The sequence below is a fragment of the Dactylosporangium vinaceum genome, assembly GCF_019904175.1.
GTDB lineage: Bacteria > Actinomycetota > Actinomycetes > Mycobacteriales > Micromonosporaceae > Dactylosporangium > Dactylosporangium vinaceum.
Window position 1 is genome coordinate 9,732,578 of the sequence record NZ_CP061913.1, and the last position, 17,541, is coordinate 9,750,118.

19 protein-coding genes and 1 pseudogene are annotated in these 17,541 nt (G+C 68.0%); 11 read left to right on the plus strand and 9 right to left on the minus strand.

Translation table 11 applies throughout. The annotated features are described in order from the left end of the window. Positions 1-10: 10 nt before the first annotated feature. From Dvina_RS43565 to Dvina_RS43575, 3 genes are all read right to left on the minus strand, one after another. A complete protein-coding gene (locus Dvina_RS43565) occupies positions 11-769 on the minus strand; it encodes a hypothetical protein (RefSeq protein ID WP_223096664.1) in 759 nt (252 codons plus the stop codon). 300 nt (positions 770-1,069) lie between these two features. Continuing rightward, positions 1,070-1,546 carry a hypothetical protein gene (locus tag Dvina_RS43570; RefSeq protein ID WP_223096666.1) on the minus strand — a complete coding sequence of 159 codons (477 nt, stop codon included), beginning with the start codon at positions 1,544-1,546 and terminating at the stop codon, positions 1,070-1,072. Beyond that, complete coding sequence (locus Dvina_RS43575; protein ID WP_223096668.1) at positions 1,486-1,833, minus strand: hypothetical protein; 348 nt, start codon at positions 1,831-1,833, stop codon at positions 1,486-1,488. The genes Dvina_RS43570 and Dvina_RS43575 overlap by 61 nt, the downstream gene beginning before the upstream one ends. A 162-nt stretch (positions 1,834-1,995) precedes the next feature. On the opposite strand from Dvina_RS43575, the gene Dvina_RS43580 reads away from it, so the two are divergent. Continuing rightward, positions 1,996-2,976 carry a helix-turn-helix domain-containing protein gene (locus tag Dvina_RS43580; RefSeq protein ID WP_223096670.1) on the plus strand — a complete coding sequence of 327 codons (981 nt, stop codon included), beginning with the start codon at positions 1,996-1,998 and terminating at the stop codon, positions 2,974-2,976. 115 nt (positions 2,977-3,091) lie between these two features. Here the strand turns inward: Dvina_RS43580 and Dvina_RS43585 are convergent, their stop codons facing one another. After that, positions 3,092-3,727 carry a permease prefix domain 1-containing protein gene (locus Dvina_RS43585; RefSeq protein WP_223096672.1) on the minus strand — a complete coding sequence of 212 codons (636 nt, stop codon included), beginning with the start codon at positions 3,725-3,727 and terminating at the stop codon, positions 3,092-3,094. Next, on the minus strand, positions 3,724-4,056 hold the full coding sequence (locus tag Dvina_RS43590; protein ID WP_223096674.1) for a PadR family transcriptional regulator: 333 nt from the start codon (positions 4,054-4,056) through the stop codon (positions 3,724-3,726). The genes Dvina_RS43585 and Dvina_RS43590 overlap by 4 nt, the downstream gene beginning before the upstream one ends. A 33-nt stretch (positions 4,057-4,089) precedes the next feature. Between Dvina_RS43590 and Dvina_RS43595 the strand changes: the two are divergent. Further along, positions 4,090-4,852, plus strand: a pseudogene (locus Dvina_RS43595) (site-specific integrase); the annotation flags it as partial. Between the two features lie 403 nt (positions 4,853-5,255). Beyond that, positions 5,256-6,584 carry a hypothetical protein gene (locus Dvina_RS43600; RefSeq protein WP_223096676.1) on the plus strand — a complete coding sequence of 443 codons (1,329 nt, stop codon included), beginning with the start codon at positions 5,256-5,258 and terminating at the stop codon, positions 6,582-6,584. A gap of 456 nt (positions 6,585-7,040) precedes the next feature. Here Dvina_RS43600 and Dvina_RS43605 read toward each other — a convergent pair whose 3' ends face one another. The 3 genes from Dvina_RS43605 to Dvina_RS43615 form a co-directional block, all read right to left on the minus strand. Then, complete coding sequence (locus Dvina_RS43605) at positions 7,041-7,976, minus strand: NAD-dependent epimerase/dehydratase family protein (RefSeq protein WP_223096678.1); 936 nt, start codon at positions 7,974-7,976, stop codon at positions 7,041-7,043. A 1-nt stretch (position 7,977) separates the two neighbouring features. Beyond that, positions 7,978-9,429, minus strand: a complete 1,452-nt coding sequence (locus Dvina_RS43610; RefSeq protein WP_246655710.1) for a helix-turn-helix domain-containing protein — start codon at positions 9,427-9,429, stop codon at positions 7,978-7,980. 180 nt (positions 9,430-9,609) lie between these two features. After that, complete coding sequence (locus Dvina_RS43615; protein ID WP_223096680.1) at positions 9,610-9,867, minus strand: hypothetical protein; 258 nt, start codon at positions 9,865-9,867, stop codon at positions 9,610-9,612. 100 nt (positions 9,868-9,967) lie between these two features. Between Dvina_RS43615 and Dvina_RS43620 the strand changes: the two genes are divergently transcribed. The 4 genes from Dvina_RS43620 to Dvina_RS43635 all read left to right on the plus strand — a co-directional run bounded on the left by Dvina_RS43620 (position 9,968) and on the right by Dvina_RS43635 (position 13,821). Further along, a complete protein-coding gene (locus Dvina_RS43620; RefSeq protein WP_223096681.1) occupies positions 9,968-10,354 on the plus strand; it encodes a hypothetical protein in 387 nt (128 codons plus the stop codon). Continuing rightward, entirely contained in the window at positions 10,351-11,169 is an 819-nt protein-coding gene (locus tag Dvina_RS43625; protein WP_223096683.1) for an ABC transporter permease, read from the plus strand. The genes Dvina_RS43620 and Dvina_RS43625 overlap by 4 nt, the downstream gene beginning before the upstream one ends. A gap of 87 nt (positions 11,170-11,256) precedes the next feature. Beyond that, the gene (locus Dvina_RS43630) at positions 11,257-13,431 is read left to right on the plus strand and encodes an FtsK/SpoIIIE domain-containing protein (protein ID WP_223096684.1); all 2,175 of its coding nucleotides are present in this window, start codon (positions 11,257-11,259) and stop codon (positions 13,429-13,431) included. A 144-nt stretch (positions 13,432-13,575) separates the two neighbouring features. Continuing rightward, complete coding sequence (locus Dvina_RS43635; RefSeq protein ID WP_343217069.1) at positions 13,576-13,821, plus strand: hypothetical protein; 246 nt, start codon at positions 13,576-13,578, stop codon at positions 13,819-13,821. A gap of 38 nt (positions 13,822-13,859) precedes the next feature. On the opposite strand, the gene Dvina_RS55865 is transcribed toward Dvina_RS43635, so the two are convergent. Continuing rightward, positions 13,860-14,069: a hypothetical protein gene (locus tag Dvina_RS55865; RefSeq protein ID WP_223096687.1), complete on the minus strand. Its 210-nt coding sequence runs from the start codon at positions 14,067-14,069 to the stop codon at positions 13,860-13,862. Between the two features lies 1 nt (position 14,070). Here Dvina_RS55865 and Dvina_RS43645 point away from each other — a divergent pair, with 1 nt between their 5' ends. The 4 genes from Dvina_RS43645 to Dvina_RS43660 are packed head-to-tail and all read left to right on the plus strand — an operon-like array spanning position 14,071 to position 17,523. Beyond that, complete coding sequence (locus Dvina_RS43645) at positions 14,071-14,922, plus strand: bifunctional DNA primase/polymerase (protein ID WP_223096689.1); 852 nt, start codon at positions 14,071-14,073, stop codon at positions 14,920-14,922. Then, positions 14,919-16,181: a DUF3631 domain-containing protein gene (locus Dvina_RS43650; protein WP_223096690.1), complete on the plus strand. Its 1,263-nt coding sequence runs from the start codon at positions 14,919-14,921 to the stop codon at positions 16,179-16,181. Before Dvina_RS43645 ends, Dvina_RS43650 begins: the two co-directional genes overlap by 4 nt. Before the next feature lie 14 nt (positions 16,182-16,195). Then, positions 16,196-16,414, plus strand: a complete 219-nt coding sequence (locus Dvina_RS43655) for a helix-turn-helix domain-containing protein (protein ID WP_380030341.1) — start codon at positions 16,196-16,198, stop codon at positions 16,412-16,414. After that, positions 16,411-17,523, plus strand: a complete 1,113-nt coding sequence (locus Dvina_RS43660; protein WP_223096692.1) for a tyrosine-type recombinase/integrase — start codon at positions 16,411-16,413, stop codon at positions 17,521-17,523. Before Dvina_RS43655 ends, Dvina_RS43660 begins: the two co-directional genes overlap by 4 nt. The last annotated feature ends 18 nt before the right edge of the window (positions 17,524-17,541 follow it).

The following is a 17,541-nucleotide window of genomic DNA, read 5'->3' on the forward strand; positions in this document are numbered from 1 at the left end:
TGGCCGATCCTTACTTCCGGATGACCGCGCCGCGCTCGATGGCGCACGTCAGGTGGCCGGCGAAGGCCCGGAAGTCGGCGGACGGAGGGACGATGTTGCCGTCCGGGTCGATCGCCTGGCGCAGGATCGACAGGCACGCCGTCCCGGCCGGGATCTCCTGCGACCAGCGCTGGCCGGACCTGATCGCGAGTAGCCCCCCGTTGGTGCCGGGGAACGGGGAGAACCCTTCGTTGCCGGTCGAGTACCAGATCCGCAGCGCGTAGGGCTGGCCCGTGTCGTTGCAGAAGTTCAGCCACGCCGAGCGCGGGTCGGCCGCGCCGCCCTGCACCGGCGGGATGGTCAGCGAGGTGAGGCCCTCGCGCTCGATGGTGATCGGACCGAACGAAGCGCCCATGTCGTCGTCATCCTCCTCGCCGGCGACATCCGCGCCGATGGTCTGCCAGGGTTGTGTCCCGTCCGCCCGCGCATCGCCGACGACGGAGAGGTGGCCGTGCGTGAAGTGCTTGTCACCGTTCTTGGGGTTGTAGGGCCGCCAGTCCCACGCCCCGTATCCGCTCACCGCATAGCTGGAGTAGATCTGCCCATTGGAGATCCCGTACTTCACCCGCGGGTCACGCGACCGCCGGATGTCGTCGAGCACCCGATGCGCGTCGAGCCCCAGATCGGGCCGGTTGGGGAAATCGGCCGCCGTGACGATCTGCGACCCCCAGCCCGGAAAATTGTGCGGCGTGTGATCCGACGTCGGATCATGCGCCGCGTCCCCGATCAACCCCCACTCGTCCGCCCCTGTAGCCGGCGGCCGCGCCCGCGGCGCCCCGGCCTGTAACTGCTGGTGGAGGACCGTCAACGAGCGTGCGGCTCTCCATGCCATCGCTACCTCCCGTTGTAGGTATCGCCGCCGACGCTAGCCGCCCCCGCGGAGATCGACGACAGCAACCATGCATCCGGCGCCCCACTCCCGAGTGACCCCCCACTTCCGTCCCCACCCGGTCACACTGCGCAACCGCCCGTCGTGCGGTCCCGACCCCCGCCGCGGCCGGGCGGGCGCGGCGGCGGGGGCGGACCGGGTTCAGCAGCCGTGCAGCTTGGCGGCGATGTCGGCCGGCACGTGGCCGGTGCAGATATCGTCAGTGCCGACGTTGAGCATGCGCCAGCCAGCCGTGGCGGTGTCGAACCCGAAGACGAAGTCGGACGGCTGGTGGACGCCGTCGTAGACCGAGGCGGCGAAGGCGTATCCGCGCACGCACGAGACGTCCTTCAGACCGGCGGCCGGCCGCCAGTGCTCCGTCAGGACGTCCATGAGCGTGGCCGCCGTGACGGGGCAGGGGGCGGCCGGGGCGGTGCTCGTCCCCGGCGGGCGGGTTGCCGCGGCCGTGGACGAGGCCGGCGCGTTGGCCGGGGCGGCCGACGTGGCGGTGACGGCCGGCGCGGCGTCGCCCGGCGCGGCCGGCGGCTGGATAGCCGCCGAGCAGGCGGTGAGAGCGGTCAGGCCGACGGCCATGGTGGCGCCGAGGGCAGCGGTCCGGAATCGCGGTGAAGTCGACACAGTGTGCTCCATTTCGTGGAATATGGTTCGTCGTGAAGCCGCCAGCCGGCGGATTGCGGCTGGCGCTCGAGTGCTTTCCTGCACAAACGCAGGGCGATTGTTTCGGCCGTTTTCCGGTCGCGGGCCAGGCAGAAGATGCCGACCTGCAGGACGTCCGGTCCGGCGTGGGTGCTGACGTGCTCGAATCCGTCTTCCGGCCCCGCCTGGGCGCCGACCTCCCGGGCCATCGCAGCCGGGTCGAGGGCGGATTCTCCGATCCGTTCAATGATGACGGTGATCAGGTACATCGCATTGTCGTTCTCCTTTTCGGTGCTGTTTTCCTCCGGTGAGTAATACTGTTCCCGACCGGGGCGCCGGCCGGAAGACCTCGTCGATGTCCCGTTCCGGCCTGGCCGGAAGTGTCCAGCGCGTGCGAGACTCGCGTCGCTCGATCGCTACGGGGGGCTTCTGTGCTGGAGTACTTCGGCCTGGACACGACCGCCGAGGGCGTCTACCGCCTGCTTCTGGCCCATCCGGCCTGGGGCGTCGCCGAGCTCGCGGCCGAGCTGCAGGTGGGTCCGGACGCGGTCCGGGCCGCGCTGGACGCGCTGTTCGAGCTGTCGCTGCTGCGCCGGTCGGCCGAGCGGGAGTCGCACCTGCGTGCGGTCAGCCCGGCCGTCGGGCTCCAGTCGCTGCTGGCCCAGCAGCAGGCCGACCTGGAGCGGCGCACCCAGCGCATCGCCGCCGGGCAGGCCGCGATGGCGGCCATGGTCGCCGACTACGCGGACAATCAGCCGGCGCGGGCCTCGGCCGACGCGACGCAGGTCGTCGGGATGGACGCGATCCTGCGGGAGATCGAGGAACTTTCCGGCGCCGCCCGCGTCGAGCTGCTCAGCATCATGCCCGGCGTGCAGTCGCCGCAGAACGTGGAGGCGGCCCGGTCCAACAACGCCGCGCTCATCGCCCGCAACGTCACGATCCGCACCGCGATGCAGGAGAGCGCCCGCAACGACCGGGACACCCTCGCGTATGCGCAGAGCCTTACCGATGCCGGTGCCGAGGTCCGGGCCGCGCCGCTACTGCCGCCGCGGATGCTGGTGTTCGACCGGGCCACCGCGATCGTGCCGATCGACCCGGCGAACACCCGCGACGGCGTGCTCCGCCTGACCGGGCGGGGCGTGGTGACCTCGCTTGTCGCGCTGTTCGAGCAGGTGTGGACGAGCGCGGTGCCGCTGGGCGCCAGCCGGGCCCGCGACCGCGAAGGCGCGACACCTCAGGAGCGGGAGCTGCTGAAGCTGCTCGGGCACGGCCACACCGACGAGTCGGCGGCCAAGCGGCTGGGCGTCTCCGAGCGCACCTGCCGCCGGATGATGGCCGACATGATGGAGCGGTTGGGCGCGCGCAGCCGCTTCGAGGCCGGCCTGCTCGCCGCGCGGGCGGGGTGGCTGTAGCAGTACGACCGCGGCGACCGCTGCGGCGCCGGCACCAGCGTCTCGGCTCTGCACCGCCTGGACGCCGGCGCGCTGACCACAGGTACCACCGCCCGCGCCCGAGCGGTCGTCGACCTCACCCTGCTCCGCTGACCGCCACCGCCTCGGCTCGGCGCCGCCAGCCCACTCCCCGCACGACCCCGACCACCAGCAGGTTGACCGCGGCGACAAGCGTGACAAGCCCCGCCGCCTGCCGGTGCAGCCCGGCCTCGCCGAGGGCCAGCCCGACGACGAGCGGCACGTCGACGAGCACCACGACGCCCGCCAGCGCAACCCCGGCCGCCGCCAGCCACGCGTAGGGCGGCCGGGACCGGACGGTGACCAGGGCTGCCCCGCCCGCACCCAGCAGCACCACACCGACGACGGCCGTCTGCCGCATGATCGCCTCGCTGGAGCCCCACTGGAGCAGGGCCAGCGCCGCCCCGAGGTACACCCCGGCGAGCATCAGCAACGCCAGCCCGGCGGTGGCCGCCGCGTTCACCGGGCGGGCCCCCGGGCGAACCCGCTCGACCAGCCCCGCGACGAGGTCCGCCGCCCCGAACCGGGCAACCGCCTCCCGCTCCGCCTCCGCCACCGGCACACCTGCGGCGACCCGCTCGGCGGCAGCCGTTCGCAGGTGCTGCTCGGCCTCCTCCAACATCCGTCGCCCGGCACTCCCGTGCCCGGCGAGCCGGTCGAACAACTCGTCCAGGTATCGCTCGATGTCGCTCACGCCAACCCCTCCACAGCGCCCGGCCCCAGGGTGGCCCGAACCCCTCGCTCGAACACCGTCCACTCCCGCCGCTTGACCGCAACCGCCGCCGCCCCGGCATCGGTCAGCCGATACACCCGCCGCCGCCGCGGCTGATCGGTACTCCACTCACTGTCGACAAGCCCGTCCCGCTCCAGCCGGTGCAGCGCCGGATACACGGTCCCCTCGGGCAGGTCGAACGCCCCGTCCGACCCTTGCCGGAGCGCCGCGATGAGCGCGTAGGCATGCACGGGCCCCACCCGCCGCAACGTGGCGAGTAACAGGAGGTCCAGATGCCCGCGCAGGTCCATACCTAGAAAGCTAGGCATTGAAGCCGCGGCGGTCAAGCGCATGTCCTGCCGCACCTCGGGCCCCGGAAGCTCAAAGGGTTGACGGCGACCGACATAAACCGCTGGTTGGCCGGGCGGGCGAAGGTGCTGAGCACGGCGAGCCTCAGCCAGGTGTACTCCTGCCTGCGGCGCGCGGTGCGCCGGGCGATGGCGCGCAACCGGGTCGCCCGCAATGTGCTCGAACTGTGCGACCTCCCGGCCGGCCGAACCGGACGACCATCCAAATCGCTCACGTTGGAGCAGGCGTCCGCACTGCTCAAGGCGGCGGAGGGCACTCCGTTCTACGCCTACCTGGTGCTGTCGCTGCTCGTCAGTCCGGGAGCACGGCGACACCAAGACCAAGAAGTCTCGCCGAACGCTGGCTCTGCCTGCCCTGTGCGTCTACGCGCTCAGGCTGCACAAGCAGTGGCAAGACGGCGCCCGGAGGCGGGCGGACGCCGACTGGCAGCAGACCGGCTTGGTGTTCACCTCGCAGGTCGGGACGGCGCTCGATGCCGCCAACGTGCGGCGGTGGATGCGCCGGGTGGCGAAGGCGGCCGGGCTCGACGCGAAGCAGTGGACGCCCCGGGAGCTACGCCACAGCTTCGTGTCGATCGCCTCGGCGCTCGGGCTGACCCTGGAGCAGATCGCCGACCTTGTCGGGCACGCCGGGACGAGGGTCACCGAGGCGGTCTACCGCCACCAGCTCCGGCCGGTACTGCCGAGTGGAGCGGAGATCATGAACGGCATGTTCGGGGTGCCGGGGGAGGCCGCGTAGCGACTTAGACCCCCTGAACGAATCAGAGGCCGTTTCCGGATCACCGGAAACGGCCTCTGACCTGCTGGTGGGCGATACTGGGTTTGAACCAGTGACCTCTTCCGTGTCAAGGTGCAACAAGCACCCTATGGCCTGCGAAGGTGTCCGCTTGACTGCGATTGCCGCGCCTCCGCCGTCCGCGTGTGTTCGCTCGCGTCCAGCACTGTTGGCACTCAATCCGGCACTCAGTCGAATTGCAAGCCGAGGCGGTCCACACCGAGAGCAACCTTGTGACCAATATAGGTTCTTTAGTCTAGCTTGACCGGAAACCTATCACCCCTCTGGGGACTTTTCAGAAAATCTGATTTGCTGTAAAGCAGCGTTCAATAACCGAAGGGTTGCGCCGGATGGTTACAGTCAATGGATGACCTCAGATTTCAGGCCAGCAACGTATTTCGGCGTTGCTGATATTAGGCTGGAGCGCCTAATCGACCAGCAAACGTTCGAACGCCTCTTAGTTGAGGCAATCCTTTTTGAGCCGAGTATAGTTGTATCCGACGTATTTCTTTTCCACCCGTTGGTGCGAAATCACATCGAGCGCTCAGCTTCATCGGGCGCGCAATCGCTATTTGAAACCGCACTCGTTGAGGGCGTGGTAATTCCCGCCGTGCGAAAGCCTGTAAGCGGATTGGGAGGAATCTCGAGTTCGCTTACCGAAAAAGACGTGGACGGACTGGGAATTCCGAGAAATGTTTTTGTTGGGCTTTCCAGCAGATATAACCTGCTCATTGCTCGGAACTGGGAGCCGCGACACTGGGCACCCAAGATGGCCGACCGGTTTTACAACCTCCTTGATGGCTCTCTGGGTGTCGACACACCACCGCACGTATCGATGAAGGAACTGTGGGAAGATTCCAAGGACCTGCGCACAGAATTGATTCAAGAGGCTTATTCTGCGGAAGTTGCTAACGGAGGCTATGGCGTACGGCGCGCCGATGTAATCACCAGGGCTGGTCGTTATATGGGCGTAGTCGCTGCCGGACAGAACGAGCCGAACGGCAATAATATCGTCGACCTTCTAAAAGATGATCCTAGGAAACGGAGGGTTGCGGAAAAATTCTTCGATTGGATTGACGAGATCTATCGCCTGAACCAGGCATTGAGCTTTGGATCGTACCCGATGACTGTCGCGCAAAAAAAGTCCGATTTTGCTCTTATCGGGCGAGCTATGCTTACCGCGAAGAATCTCCGCTATGTCGTCACGGAGTCTGCAAGAACGTCAGGAACTACGGAACGGCTATACTTGCATACCCGCATTCCGCGACTTGACTATCTCGCGAAATTGGAACCAACTAAAATATTGGAGCTACGCAACTACGGTCACGACTGGCGTTCGAAAGCAGAGGCTTTCGTAGCGATGCCGACAAGTACTTCAAGGTTGGCAGCTGAAAAGGCGTTGGAGGTATTCGCCAAAAAATTAAGGTCAGACGTCAAGATGGACAAACTAGAGGCAACTAAGTTTGTTCTTATTGCAACACTTGGGACGCAACTGCTTAGCCCGCCGGTAGAATTCATCGAGAGTCACTTCCAAACGTTGCCTTGGCATGTGATCGCCTCATTTGTGACAGGAGGTATCGTCGCGGCGGGCTTCGTGCGCGCGATGCACAATGAGACGGTCTCAGTTTCACGCGGTGATACGATCCGGCAGATCACCAGCTTGCACAGGGCCTCACCAGGGGAGCATGGCGTATGAAAGAAGCAGGACTAGATGATATGGCGCCAAAAGGCTACCACTTTGGTTCAGCGCCATCAGAGTCGCTGTTGGACAAAGGTTGGCTTATCGGTCATTTCTTCAAGGATGAGGCCGACGTACGGTCGACCCGCGACGTTGAGGTGAAGTGGTCCAATCATGCCGAGGGTGAGCAGCGAGACCAATGGACTGCGGGAGAAACGCGCACAACCTTGTCGCTCCTGATTACTGGCCAATTTGAGATCGCTCTATCTACCGGAGTTTTCATTCTTAAGAACCCTGGCGACTATTTGTTATGGGATCGGGGAATTGAGCACTCCTGGCGAGCAATTCGAGATAGCACCATACTGACCGTCCGTTGGCCTTCAGTGCCTGGGCAGCGTCGATCCAGTGCAATAAAATCTGTGCGATGAATTCCGTGAGTGTAGACGTTGTAAGGCCCGGCCGCCCGCCGCCATCTTAAAGCCAAACGGCCCAAGCATCCGATATCATGGTCGTTAGGTTTGACCGCCGAGGAAGCCATCCAAGCTTGGAGGTTATCAGTTCGATGTCAGCGACAAGACTTTGAGCTTCTGGTTTTGATGGGTTTCTGATGATCGGCACATGGCGCCCGGTAACCTGCTCCGACGTCGCGATAATTTCCGCGACGCTGTTGCCATGGCCACTCGCGACATTGAAGATATGTGCGTTTCCCGCGGAAGGGCTTTCGATGGCGGCTCGAAAGGCAGCGGCAGCATCCATCACATGTACGAAATCACGGACCGCTGATCCGTCCCCATTCAACATGACGTGATTCGCTTGCCCGGAGATCGCCCGGAAGACGTTTGGAATAATGCGTGCAGTATCTGTGTCACCGACTTCTCCCGCCGCACCCGCCAGGTTGAATACTCGCAGCACAACCGCATTAATTCCGCCTGTGGCGGCGTAGGCGTTCACAATGTCCTCAGCGGCCGCCTTTGAAGCTCCGTACGGGCTATTTGGTTGTAAGGGCAGATTCTCTGCCAAGGTGCCCTCGTGGCCAGCGCCATACACCACATGAGACGACGCAAAGACAAACCGTGCCGGCTGACGTTCGTGCTTAAATCTGTCAAGTGCGAGGAGTAGATTAAGCGTTCCGCCGGTGTTGACGTCCCAGTAAGTCAGCGGATCGGCGAACGACTCGCGGCCCTGCGTAACAGCGGCGAGGTGGCACACGCCATCGAAGTTCCCTGTGCGGACAATCGCTGCGACGCGTGCGCGGTCGCGAATGTCGCCCACGACAAGCTCGGCGGCCGCTGGTGGTTTAGCGTCGGTGCGGCCGCGAGTCATGACAGTGACGTCGTGGCCCGCAGCCTGGAGCTCGAGCGTGACGGCATGCCCGAGGTAGCCGAGTCCGCCGGTGACCAGTACCCGCACGTCAGTTCCTCCTGAGGATCGTGTGGCGGTGTTGCCAGGCCAGCTCAAGACATCCTGCCGCAGCCGGGGCAAGGCGTCCGCCATGGGCCAGCTCATCCAACACGTGCCGGGTGAACGGCAGGGCTGACGTGGGTTGCACCCTGCCGGTCTTGACGATGGTGCCTTCGTCGTTGTGGTCGACCATGTCGGCGAACAGCCGGTCGTACGTCTCCCCGTCGAACACCGCCACGGTCAGCAGCTCCCCGTACAGGGTCAGCGCGTCGAGCGCGACGCCGAGGCAGAACACGCGGATGCGGCCGGCCGCTCGAGCTGCCTCGAACGAAGCAAGAGGCTCGACGGCGTAGTCGGCCGGGTTACCGTCGCCGCCGTGTTCGGCGTTGCCGAGGAATTCCTCGCTGAACTCGCGCATGATGTTGCGCCAAAGGTCGAAGTCGGCCGTTTGGGCGGCCGGCAGGATGCTCGAGGGCTGGAAGACGCCGGCCGGCATGATGTGCAGCATGCCGCCGGCCACGGCGACGTTGCCCGCGCTGCGGTTGTGCAGGACGAACGTCGCGCCGTCCGCATCGGCCCGGATGGTCAGGGTGTCGGTGGATGAGACCAGGGCGCGGCGGTAGAGGTCGAACGGGTCGCCGAGATGTCGGCGGAACGTCAGGCCGCGCCACGAGGCGGGTGAGATGCCCCCGGCCGCGCCGGTCAGGTGCTGGGCGGCCATCTCGTGCGCGAGCGCCTCGGCGGTGTCGACCATGCCGAAGTACGTCGAGGTGGCGAAGGCCAGCGCGTCGGCCTGGTCCCAGTCGACGTCGGTCAGACGCCAGGCAAGGCGGTTCTCGAACAGCCGCGGGTGGTCAACGTCGCGAATGGCCTGGCTGTACCGTGCGTACCGCCGCTCCTCGCTGGCCAGTGGGCGGGTGGCCGCGCTGGCTTCCTCGCTGCCGGTGACGTCCGGCTCGCCGGCGGCGTTGTCGTAGGCGATGCCGAAGGTGGACAGCTCTCGAGGGGTGCTCGGCAACCAGCTGGGCGGCGCGATGAGTCCAGAGGTGCCGACGCGCAGCTCGGCGTCGTAGAGGCGCGCAGCTTCTCGAGCCAGGGCGACCCGATGGGCGTTGAGCGCGCGGCGTGTCGTCCTCCACTGCTGCTGGCTCTCGGCGACGCGGCGGGGCATCTCAGGCCCCTCGGTGTCCGTGCGGATCGCGAACGCGTCGGACTCCTCAGTGCGGGCCGGCGCGGCGGTCACCTTCGGGCGGGTGAGGCCGAGCTCGGCGACGGAGACGCCGAAGTGCTCGGCGAGCAGCTTGCGGTAGAACGCCGATGGGAAGACCACGCCGCGTTCCCAGCGGCTCAGCTGGTTGGCGGTGATGGCGAGTCGCCGGCCGTGCACGGCGCCCAGCTCGTTGAGCGCGTCGGCGACATCCTGCTGCGTCTCGCCGGCGTTGTCACGGAGGTTGTACAGCACGACGTTCGGTCTTGCCTCAGCCGCGCTCGACGGCACTTCGTACCTCCCCAGGTAGTTGCGTTCTGCCCGTTGTGACGCCGGATGCCTAGTGGATGCCTACCCGGTGGCGTTTGGCGGGCGAATCGCTGGTGTTCGATGTGGGCTGCTCAGCGGGTTTGCTTAAGGCATGACGGAGATGGCTCAAGACGCGACGGCGGACCGCTTGGGTCCGGGTGGCGCCGGCGGGATGCCGTGGTCCCTGGCGACCTTCCGGATGTACGCCCCGGTGAACGGTGACAGCCGCTCGACCTCGGTCGGCGGGACGCCGGCGTTCAGTGCCGCGACCACGGCCGCGATGGCTTCCTGGCGGGCCTGCTCATGGGCGGTTTCAGTGCGCCGGTAGCGCTTCGTGGCGGCGGTTAGTCCGTCGCGGACATCGACTGCGGGTTCATCGCTCACGCACACACCGTACCGCAACAGGCTTGCGCAACAGACCCGCGTATCGCTACTGTGTTGCGCAACAGGCAAGCGCAACTCTTCCTGATGGAGGTTGAGGAAGTTGTTCACCACAACGGTCCACTTCGGCCCTGGTCATCCCCTGGCCGACGTCGCGCGACGGCACTGCGATGCGCACCGTCCGCCGCTCGCTCGCATCGTGGCTTGCGGCGCCTGCTGGGAGCTGGCGATCCGGGACGACGAGCGATTTGCGGTCGAGTGCGGCTTGCCCCGCGAGCTGACGCCCGACCCCAACTACGTCGACGAGATCGCCGTTGACCTGGCCTGTCGGGGCGAGCGGGTCGAGTTGACCCGCGCCGAGTTCACCGCCGCCGTGGTCCGGCTGCACGGGCGGGGCATGACGCCGAGCGCCATCTCCAAGCGGCTGCACGCGTCGTTTCTCGCCGTTCTGGCCGCCTTCCCCGCTGAGCTGATCGGAGCTGCCGCATGACCACCACGACCGCGCCGAGCGCGTACCCGTTTGACCTGTCCGCCCTCCTGCCTCGTGCTCAGGAGATCGCCTCGAGTCTGGGCAAGGTCCCGTCCCGCAATCAGCTCATGAAGGAGCTGAAGGTGGGTGCGCCGAAGGCGACCGCGCTGCGGGAGGCGCTGCAGGCCGCCGAGTTCACCGCCGCGCCGGCCGCGCCGCCGGTGCTGCCCGATGTCTTGGCGGACTCAGAGCCGACGACGGTCGAGCCGGTTCCCGAGGTGGTTGAGATGCCCCCGCCGGCCGAGCCGGTGGCTGAGGTGGCGCCGCTGCTCACGGGTGATGGACACCCGGATGCGACCAGTGACCCGGAGCCGATCCTCATCCCGCACGTCCGGGTGCCTCGGAAGGTGCGCAAGGCGCGCTCCTGGCCGGTGATGCTCCTGGCCCTGCCGGCGTTCGTGGCGATCTGGTCCGGGTGGGTGGGGCTCGGTGAGCTGACCGGGTTCGGCGTCGTGCATCCGCTGCCGGGCATCTGGAGCGACCTCAGCCTGAACACCGCCATCACCCTGCCGATCGGTGTCGAGACCTACGCGGCGTACGCCCTGGCGGTCTGGCTCACCGGTACCGCCCCGGCCGCCGCGCGGCGGTTCGCCCGCTGGTCCGCGATCGGCTCCCTGGTCTTCGGTGGCGCGGGACAGGTGGCCTACCACCTGCTGACCGCCGCCGGCATCACCCACGCCCCGTGGCAGATCACCACGGCGGTCGCCTGCCTGCCCGTCGCCGTGCTCGGCATGGGCGCCGCCCTGGCCCACCTCATCCACGCCCACCACGAGTAGCTACGCCCGGTGCGCGGCCTCGAGGCCTAGGAAACCCGGCCGCGCACCGGTCCCCATCCCTCCAGAAGGAGTCAGGAGACCTTCAGCATGACGACGAATGAGCCGGACCGCGACCGCCCGGAAGGGTTGGATTGGTCCCGCTACGAGAACGAGATGACCGACAACGTGGTCGACCTCGACGCCGCCCGGGAGCGCCGGCAGCGCGACGACGACCACGAGGACCAGGACGACGCCGCCGGCCCGGTGCTGGTCGACTCGCTCGAGGCGCAGCGCAAGCCGAAGCTGGACCGTCGTGGCGCCGAGCGCCGGCCGCTGCTGCCCGCCTGGTTGCGTTCGCGCGCCGAGCTGCGCGACGCGGTGGCGTGGGCGGCCGGCTACACCGCGCACGTCGCGGCGTATCACGCGCTGCGCCTGCCGAAGTACGCCGGCAAGCTTGCGCTGCGCTCGCCCGTTGGCTTGGGGCGAACGGTCGGTGGTGCGATGCGCTGGCTGTTCGATCTCGAGGGTGAACCGGTCCGGCAGGCCACGGTCCGCACGGAGAACGCGGAGCAGTACCTGCACCTGTCCCGCCAGCGCGACCGGCGTGTGCGGTGGCGGGGCATCGTCGCCCTGGTCGTCATCGTGACGCTGATCCTGGCCGCCGTGGCGCTGTTGCTGGCGCCGGCGTGGGTCCGGTGGGCCGTGCTCGGCGTGGCTGTCGCGGTGTTCGGGCTGCGCGGGGCGCCGGCGGATCGGCCGTTGCTGGACCGCGCGGTGGTGGGCACGCAGGTGGCCAAGCTGACCTCGGACATCGTGGTCCGGGCGCTGTCGGTGCTCGGCATCGCGGGCGTCAACCAGGCGCTGGCCAAGCAGGGCAACGGCGCCATCACGTTCCCGGCGCCGATCGTGCGGGACGGGCCGGGCTGGCGAGCCGATGTCGACTTGCCGCCCGGCGTGACCGTGGGCGACGTGCTCGACCGCCGTGACCGGCTCGCGTCGGGGCTTGGCCGGCCGCTGGGCTGTGTCTGGCCGGAGGGCAACGCGGACATCAGCCCATCACGGCTGGTCCTCTGGGTGGGTGACCGGCCTATGTCTCAGGTACCGCCTCCGGTGTGGCCGCTGCTGAAGGCGTCCACGGTGGACGTGGCCAAGCCGTTCCCGTTCGGTACCGATCCGCGTGGCCGGGTGGTCACGATGGAGCTGCCGTACACGAACGTCCTGATCGGTTCGATCCCCGGCTACGGCAAGACCGCTTCGGTGCAGCTGCCGATGCTGGTTGCCGCCCTTGATCCGCACACGGAGCTGTGGGGGTTCGATTTCAAGGGCACCGGTGGTCTCGACCCGTTGGCGCGGGTGTGCGCCCGGTACGCGTCGGGGCAGGATGACGACACCGCTGAGGCGGGGCTGGTGGCCCTGCGAGAGCTGCGCGCCGAGTGTCAGCGCCGCGCCGCCGCTATCAAGAAGCTGCCCAAGGACGTGTGCCCGGACAACAAGGTCACGCCTGAGCTGGCCCGGCGCATCAAGGGCCTGCAATGGCTGGTCGCGATCTTCGATGAGTGTCAGGACCTGTTCGCGCACGCGGAGTTCGGCAAGGAAGCGGGGGAGCTGGCCGAGAAGATCATCAAGCTGGGCCGCGCCCTGGGCGTGATCCTTATCCTCGCCACGCAACGCCCTGACGCCAAGAGCCTGCCTACCGGCGTCTCAGCCAACGTGGGGACGCGGTTCTGCCTGCGGGTGATGGGGCAATTGGAGAACGACATGGTGCTGGGCACCTCCAGCTACCGCAACGGCCTGCGCGCCACGATGTTCACCAAGAAGGACCTGGGCGTGGGGTACCTGGTCGGGGCGGCCGATGACGCGCAGATCGTGCGCACGTACTACCTCGACGGGCCGACCGTGGAGAAGCTGGCGGCCCGCGCGTACGCCGCTCGAGTCGCGGCCGGCACGCTCACCGGACAGGCCGCCGGCGACCAGCCCGAAACGCCGGCCACGCGGCGGGAGACGCTGCTCGAGGACACCCTCTCGGTGTTCCAAGCCGATGAGGCGAAGCTCTGGGCCGAAACGCTCGTGGAGCGCCTCATCGCGCTGCGGCCCGAGGTGTACGCCGAGCTGACGCGGGACCAGCTGGGCGCCGCGCTCAAGCCGTACGGCATCACCACGACACAGGTGTGGGGCACCGACCCGGCCACAGGCAAGGGCGCCAACCGGCGCGGCATCGACCGCACCGCAGTCGCCGAGGCGGTTGCCGAGCGTAACCGTCGCCGAGGCGAGTCGGCCGCGTAAAGCACCGCTAAGTCTAGCGGCCGGCCCTGCTAGACCTAGCACCCCCGCTAGCACTCCATTCGATACCTGATCAGCGCGCTAGCCCCTAGTCGCGCCGACCCTTCACGCCCGCAAACAGCCTTCAGGAGGCATTCCGTGGGGTCCATGATCCTGCTCGCTAGCCTCGCCGCCGCCGGTTACTCCCTGTACTACATCGGCGCGTGCGCGATCTTCCCGTTCGGCTCCTGCCGCCGCTGCGACGGCACCGGCAAGCTCCGCAACCCGCTCTCCCGCAAGATGTTCCGGCTCTGCCCGCGCTGCACCGGCACCGGCCGCCGTGTCCGCATCGGCCGGCGCATCTACGAACACCTGCGCGCCGAACACCGCAACGGCACCCGGGGCACCCGATGACCCCGCACACCAGCTGGTGCGCCGGCGGGCACCGCTGCTCACTCGGCGAGCACCGCGCCGACCCGCTCGTGGTCGACATCCCGCGCCAGGGCCGAATCGCCCTCACCCGCGTGCGTTCGGCCGCCGGCCGTGAGCACGCCGAGATCCGGCTCACCGTCGCCCTGGCCGTCACCGAGCCGCACGCGCGTCGGCAGCTCGCCGTCCTCCTCGACCGCCTGACCCAAGCGCTGCACGAAGGGAGCTTCCACCGTGGAACCGTTGCTGCGTAACGCCCTCGACTACGCCGGGCGTGGCTGGCCGGTGTTCCTGCTCGGCCGGACCAAGCGGCCGATGGCCAACTGCGACGCCTGCCGCGACGCCGGCCCGGACCACGACCGCGACGCCTGCCCGTGCCTGTTCTGCCACGGCCTCTACGCCGCGACCACCGACCCCGAGCGCATCGCCGCCATGGTCGCCGCCCAGCCGACCGGACTGCTGGCCATCCGCACCGGCGCGGTCGCCGGTCTGGTCGTGGTCGACATCGACCCGGGCCACGGTGGCGCGCTCGACCCGGCGCTCATGCCCCAGACGGCCTGTGTCGTCACCGGCAGCGGCGGGTGGCACTTGTACTATCGCCACCCCGGAACGCCGGTCCTGAACAGTCAGGGGCGCCTTGGTGAAGGCATCGACGTTCGCGGGGACGGTGGTTACGTCGTAGCGCCACCGTCGATCCACCCGCGCACCCGACGCCCGTACCGGTGGGCGGGTGGCCGACCGGTGGTTGAGATGCCCCCGGCCCTCATCACCGCTTGCCGGCCCGCGCCGGCCGCGACGACGACGACGCCCAGGGTGACCAGCTCGACGCCGGCCGGGGGCATCTCATCACCCGACGCGCTGCTGCGCTCCCTACTCGACACCGTGCGCCACGCACCCAAAGGCCGCCGCCGCTCCACGCTCTACGGCTGCGCTCGAGGAGTCGCCCGAATGGTCGCCGCCGACGCCATCAGTCTCCGCGACGCCATGAACGCCCTCTACGACGCCGGCATGGGCGCCGGCCAGACCGACCGCGAGACCCGCGCCGCCATCGCCGGCGGCTTCCGAGACGAGGGAGTGGCCGCGTGAACGACCAACCAACCAACGGCGCCGACATCCTCGACGCCCTGCACCGCACCCTGACTCGTTACGTCGTGCTGCCCTCGCCCGAGGCGGTCGACGCCGTAACCCTCTGGATCGCCGCCAGCCACGCCCAGGCCGCGTGGGCGCACGCCCCACGGCTGGTCATCCGAGGGCCGGAGAAACGCTGCGGCAAGTCGCGGCTGCTCGACATCGTGGAGGGCACAAGCTGCAACCCCCTCATCACCGTCAACGCCTCACCAGCCGCCGTCTACCGGGCGATCGGTACCGACGAGCCGCCAACGCTCCTGGTGGACGAGGCAGACACCATCTTCGGCGGTAAGAACGCCGAAGCGAACGAGGACCTGCGGGGACTGCTCAACGCCGGCCACCAGCGCAACCGGCCCGCGATCCGCTGGGACAACAACACCCACCGGCTCGAGAAGATCCCCACGTTCGCCATGGCCGCCCTCGCCGGCATCGGCGTCATGCCCGACACCATCGAAGACCGCGCCGTCGTGGTCCGGATGCGCCGGCGGATGGCATCCGAGAAGGTGGCGCCCTACCGGCACCGCCGCGACGGTCCGGCGCTGCGACAGCTGGCCGCCGATCTCTTCCAGTGGTTGCGGGGGCATCTCGAGACCTTGGAACGCGCGGAGCCGGCCATGCCGCTCGAGGACCGCGCCGCCGACACGTGGGAGCCGCTGATCGCGGTCGCCGACCTCGCCGGCGGCAACTGGCCGACGCGCGCTCGGGTCGCTGCCTCAACGCTCGTGGCTGAGGCGGACGAGACCGGACCGGTGTCCCATCGCATCCGGTTGCTGGCCGACATCCGAGCCGCGTTCACGACGCTCGGCGATCCACCGGCCGCGACCACGGCTGATCTGTTGGCCGCGTTGAACGACGATGCGGAAGGCCCGTGGCAGAGCTTCGGTCCGACCGGGCTGACAGGAAAGCGTCTCGGCGACATGCTGCGAGAGTTCGGCGTCAGTTCGACTACGCTGCGTTTCCCCGTTGGTCAGGCGAAGGGGTACCACCGGGAGGCGTTCACCGACGCCTGGCAGCGCTACTGCCCGACTTCCGGCGCCCCATCCGTACCAAACGTACCAAGCTCCTTTTCCCAGGTCAGTGCTGGTACGGATTGCATCCCTGGTACGGATCAATCCGTACCACCCAACCAATCCGTACCAGGGTTGAGCAGCAAAAATGAGCTTGGTACGGATGGTACGGATACCCCACGGGAAGTGCGCGCGGGAGGTGCCGCGTGACCATCGTGGCCAACCTGCCGGCACCCGCAGCACCATCACCTTCAGTCACCGTACGTAAGGCCCTGTGGAAGATCCCCGAGGCAATGGAGTTGCTGAGTATCAGCCGAACCGTCATCTACGAGCAGATCCGCGCCGGTCGCCTCCGCACCGTCAAGTGCGGCCGCACGCGGCTTGTGCCTGACACCGCGATCGCCGAATACGTTGCCCTGCTCGAGCGGGAGACCGGCCGATGACGACGGCGCGGCGGGGGCCTGGTGAGGGAAGCCTCTACTGGGACGAACAGCGACAGCGGTACATCGCTGCCGTCGTGATCGGCTACACGCCGGCGGGGAAGCGCATCATGCGGCGGGGGAGCGGGAAGACCAAGACGGAGGCCCGGGCCAAGCTCAAGGATGTGCTACGCGACCACGAGGACGGACTGGCGATTGCGCCGGCCAACTACACCGTGGCCGATGCCGTGAAGGACTGGCTGGCCTACGGGCTCGCCGGACGGTCGCCGAAGACCGTGGAGAAGTGCACCGGGCTGTGCAACACCCACGTGATCCCGGCCCTGGGAGCACGCAAGCTGCGGGCGCTCAGCGCGACCGACGTCGACAAGTGGTTGGCAGAGAAGGCCAAGACGCTCAGCACGGCAACACTCGGGAGCCTCCACAACTACCTCAACCGGGCCGTGAAGAGGGCGATGGCTCGAGACAAGGTCAAGCGCAACGTAGTGGCGCTCTGCGGCATCCCGACCGGTCAGCCCGGACGGCCGTCGAAGTCGCTCACGCTCGCCGAGGCGACGGCGCTGCTCGACAAGGCTCAGGGTGCGCCGCTTGAGGCGTACATCGTGGTGTCGTTGCTGACCGGCGCGCGGACAGAGGAGCTGCGGGCGCTCACCTGGGAGCACGTCGATTTGGAGGGCGATCCGCCGGCCATGCAGGTGTGGCGGTCCGTCCGGGCCGGCGGGGACACGAAGACCAAGAAGTCTCGGCGGACGCTGGCGCTGCCTGCCCGGTGCGTTGCGGTGCTGCGGGCGCATCGCGCGAGAGGGAGTGGGAGAGGTCTGGTGTTCGCCACCTCGAGCGGTGGTGAGCTGGACGCGGCGAACGTGCGGCGGGCGTTCCGGGCGGTTGCCAAGAAGGCCGGCCTTACGGATCACAACTGGACGCCTCGGGAGCTGCGGCACAGCTTCGTGTCGCTGCTCTCGAGCGGGGGAATGCGGATCGAGGAGATCGCTGATCTCATGGGCCACGCCGGCACGCGGGTGACGGAGGCGGTCTACCGGCACGAGCTCCGGCCGGTGCTGCTCAGCGGGGCGACGGCCATGGACCGGATCTTCAGGGTGACCCAAGAGGCTTAGGCACTCAGTTGGGCACTC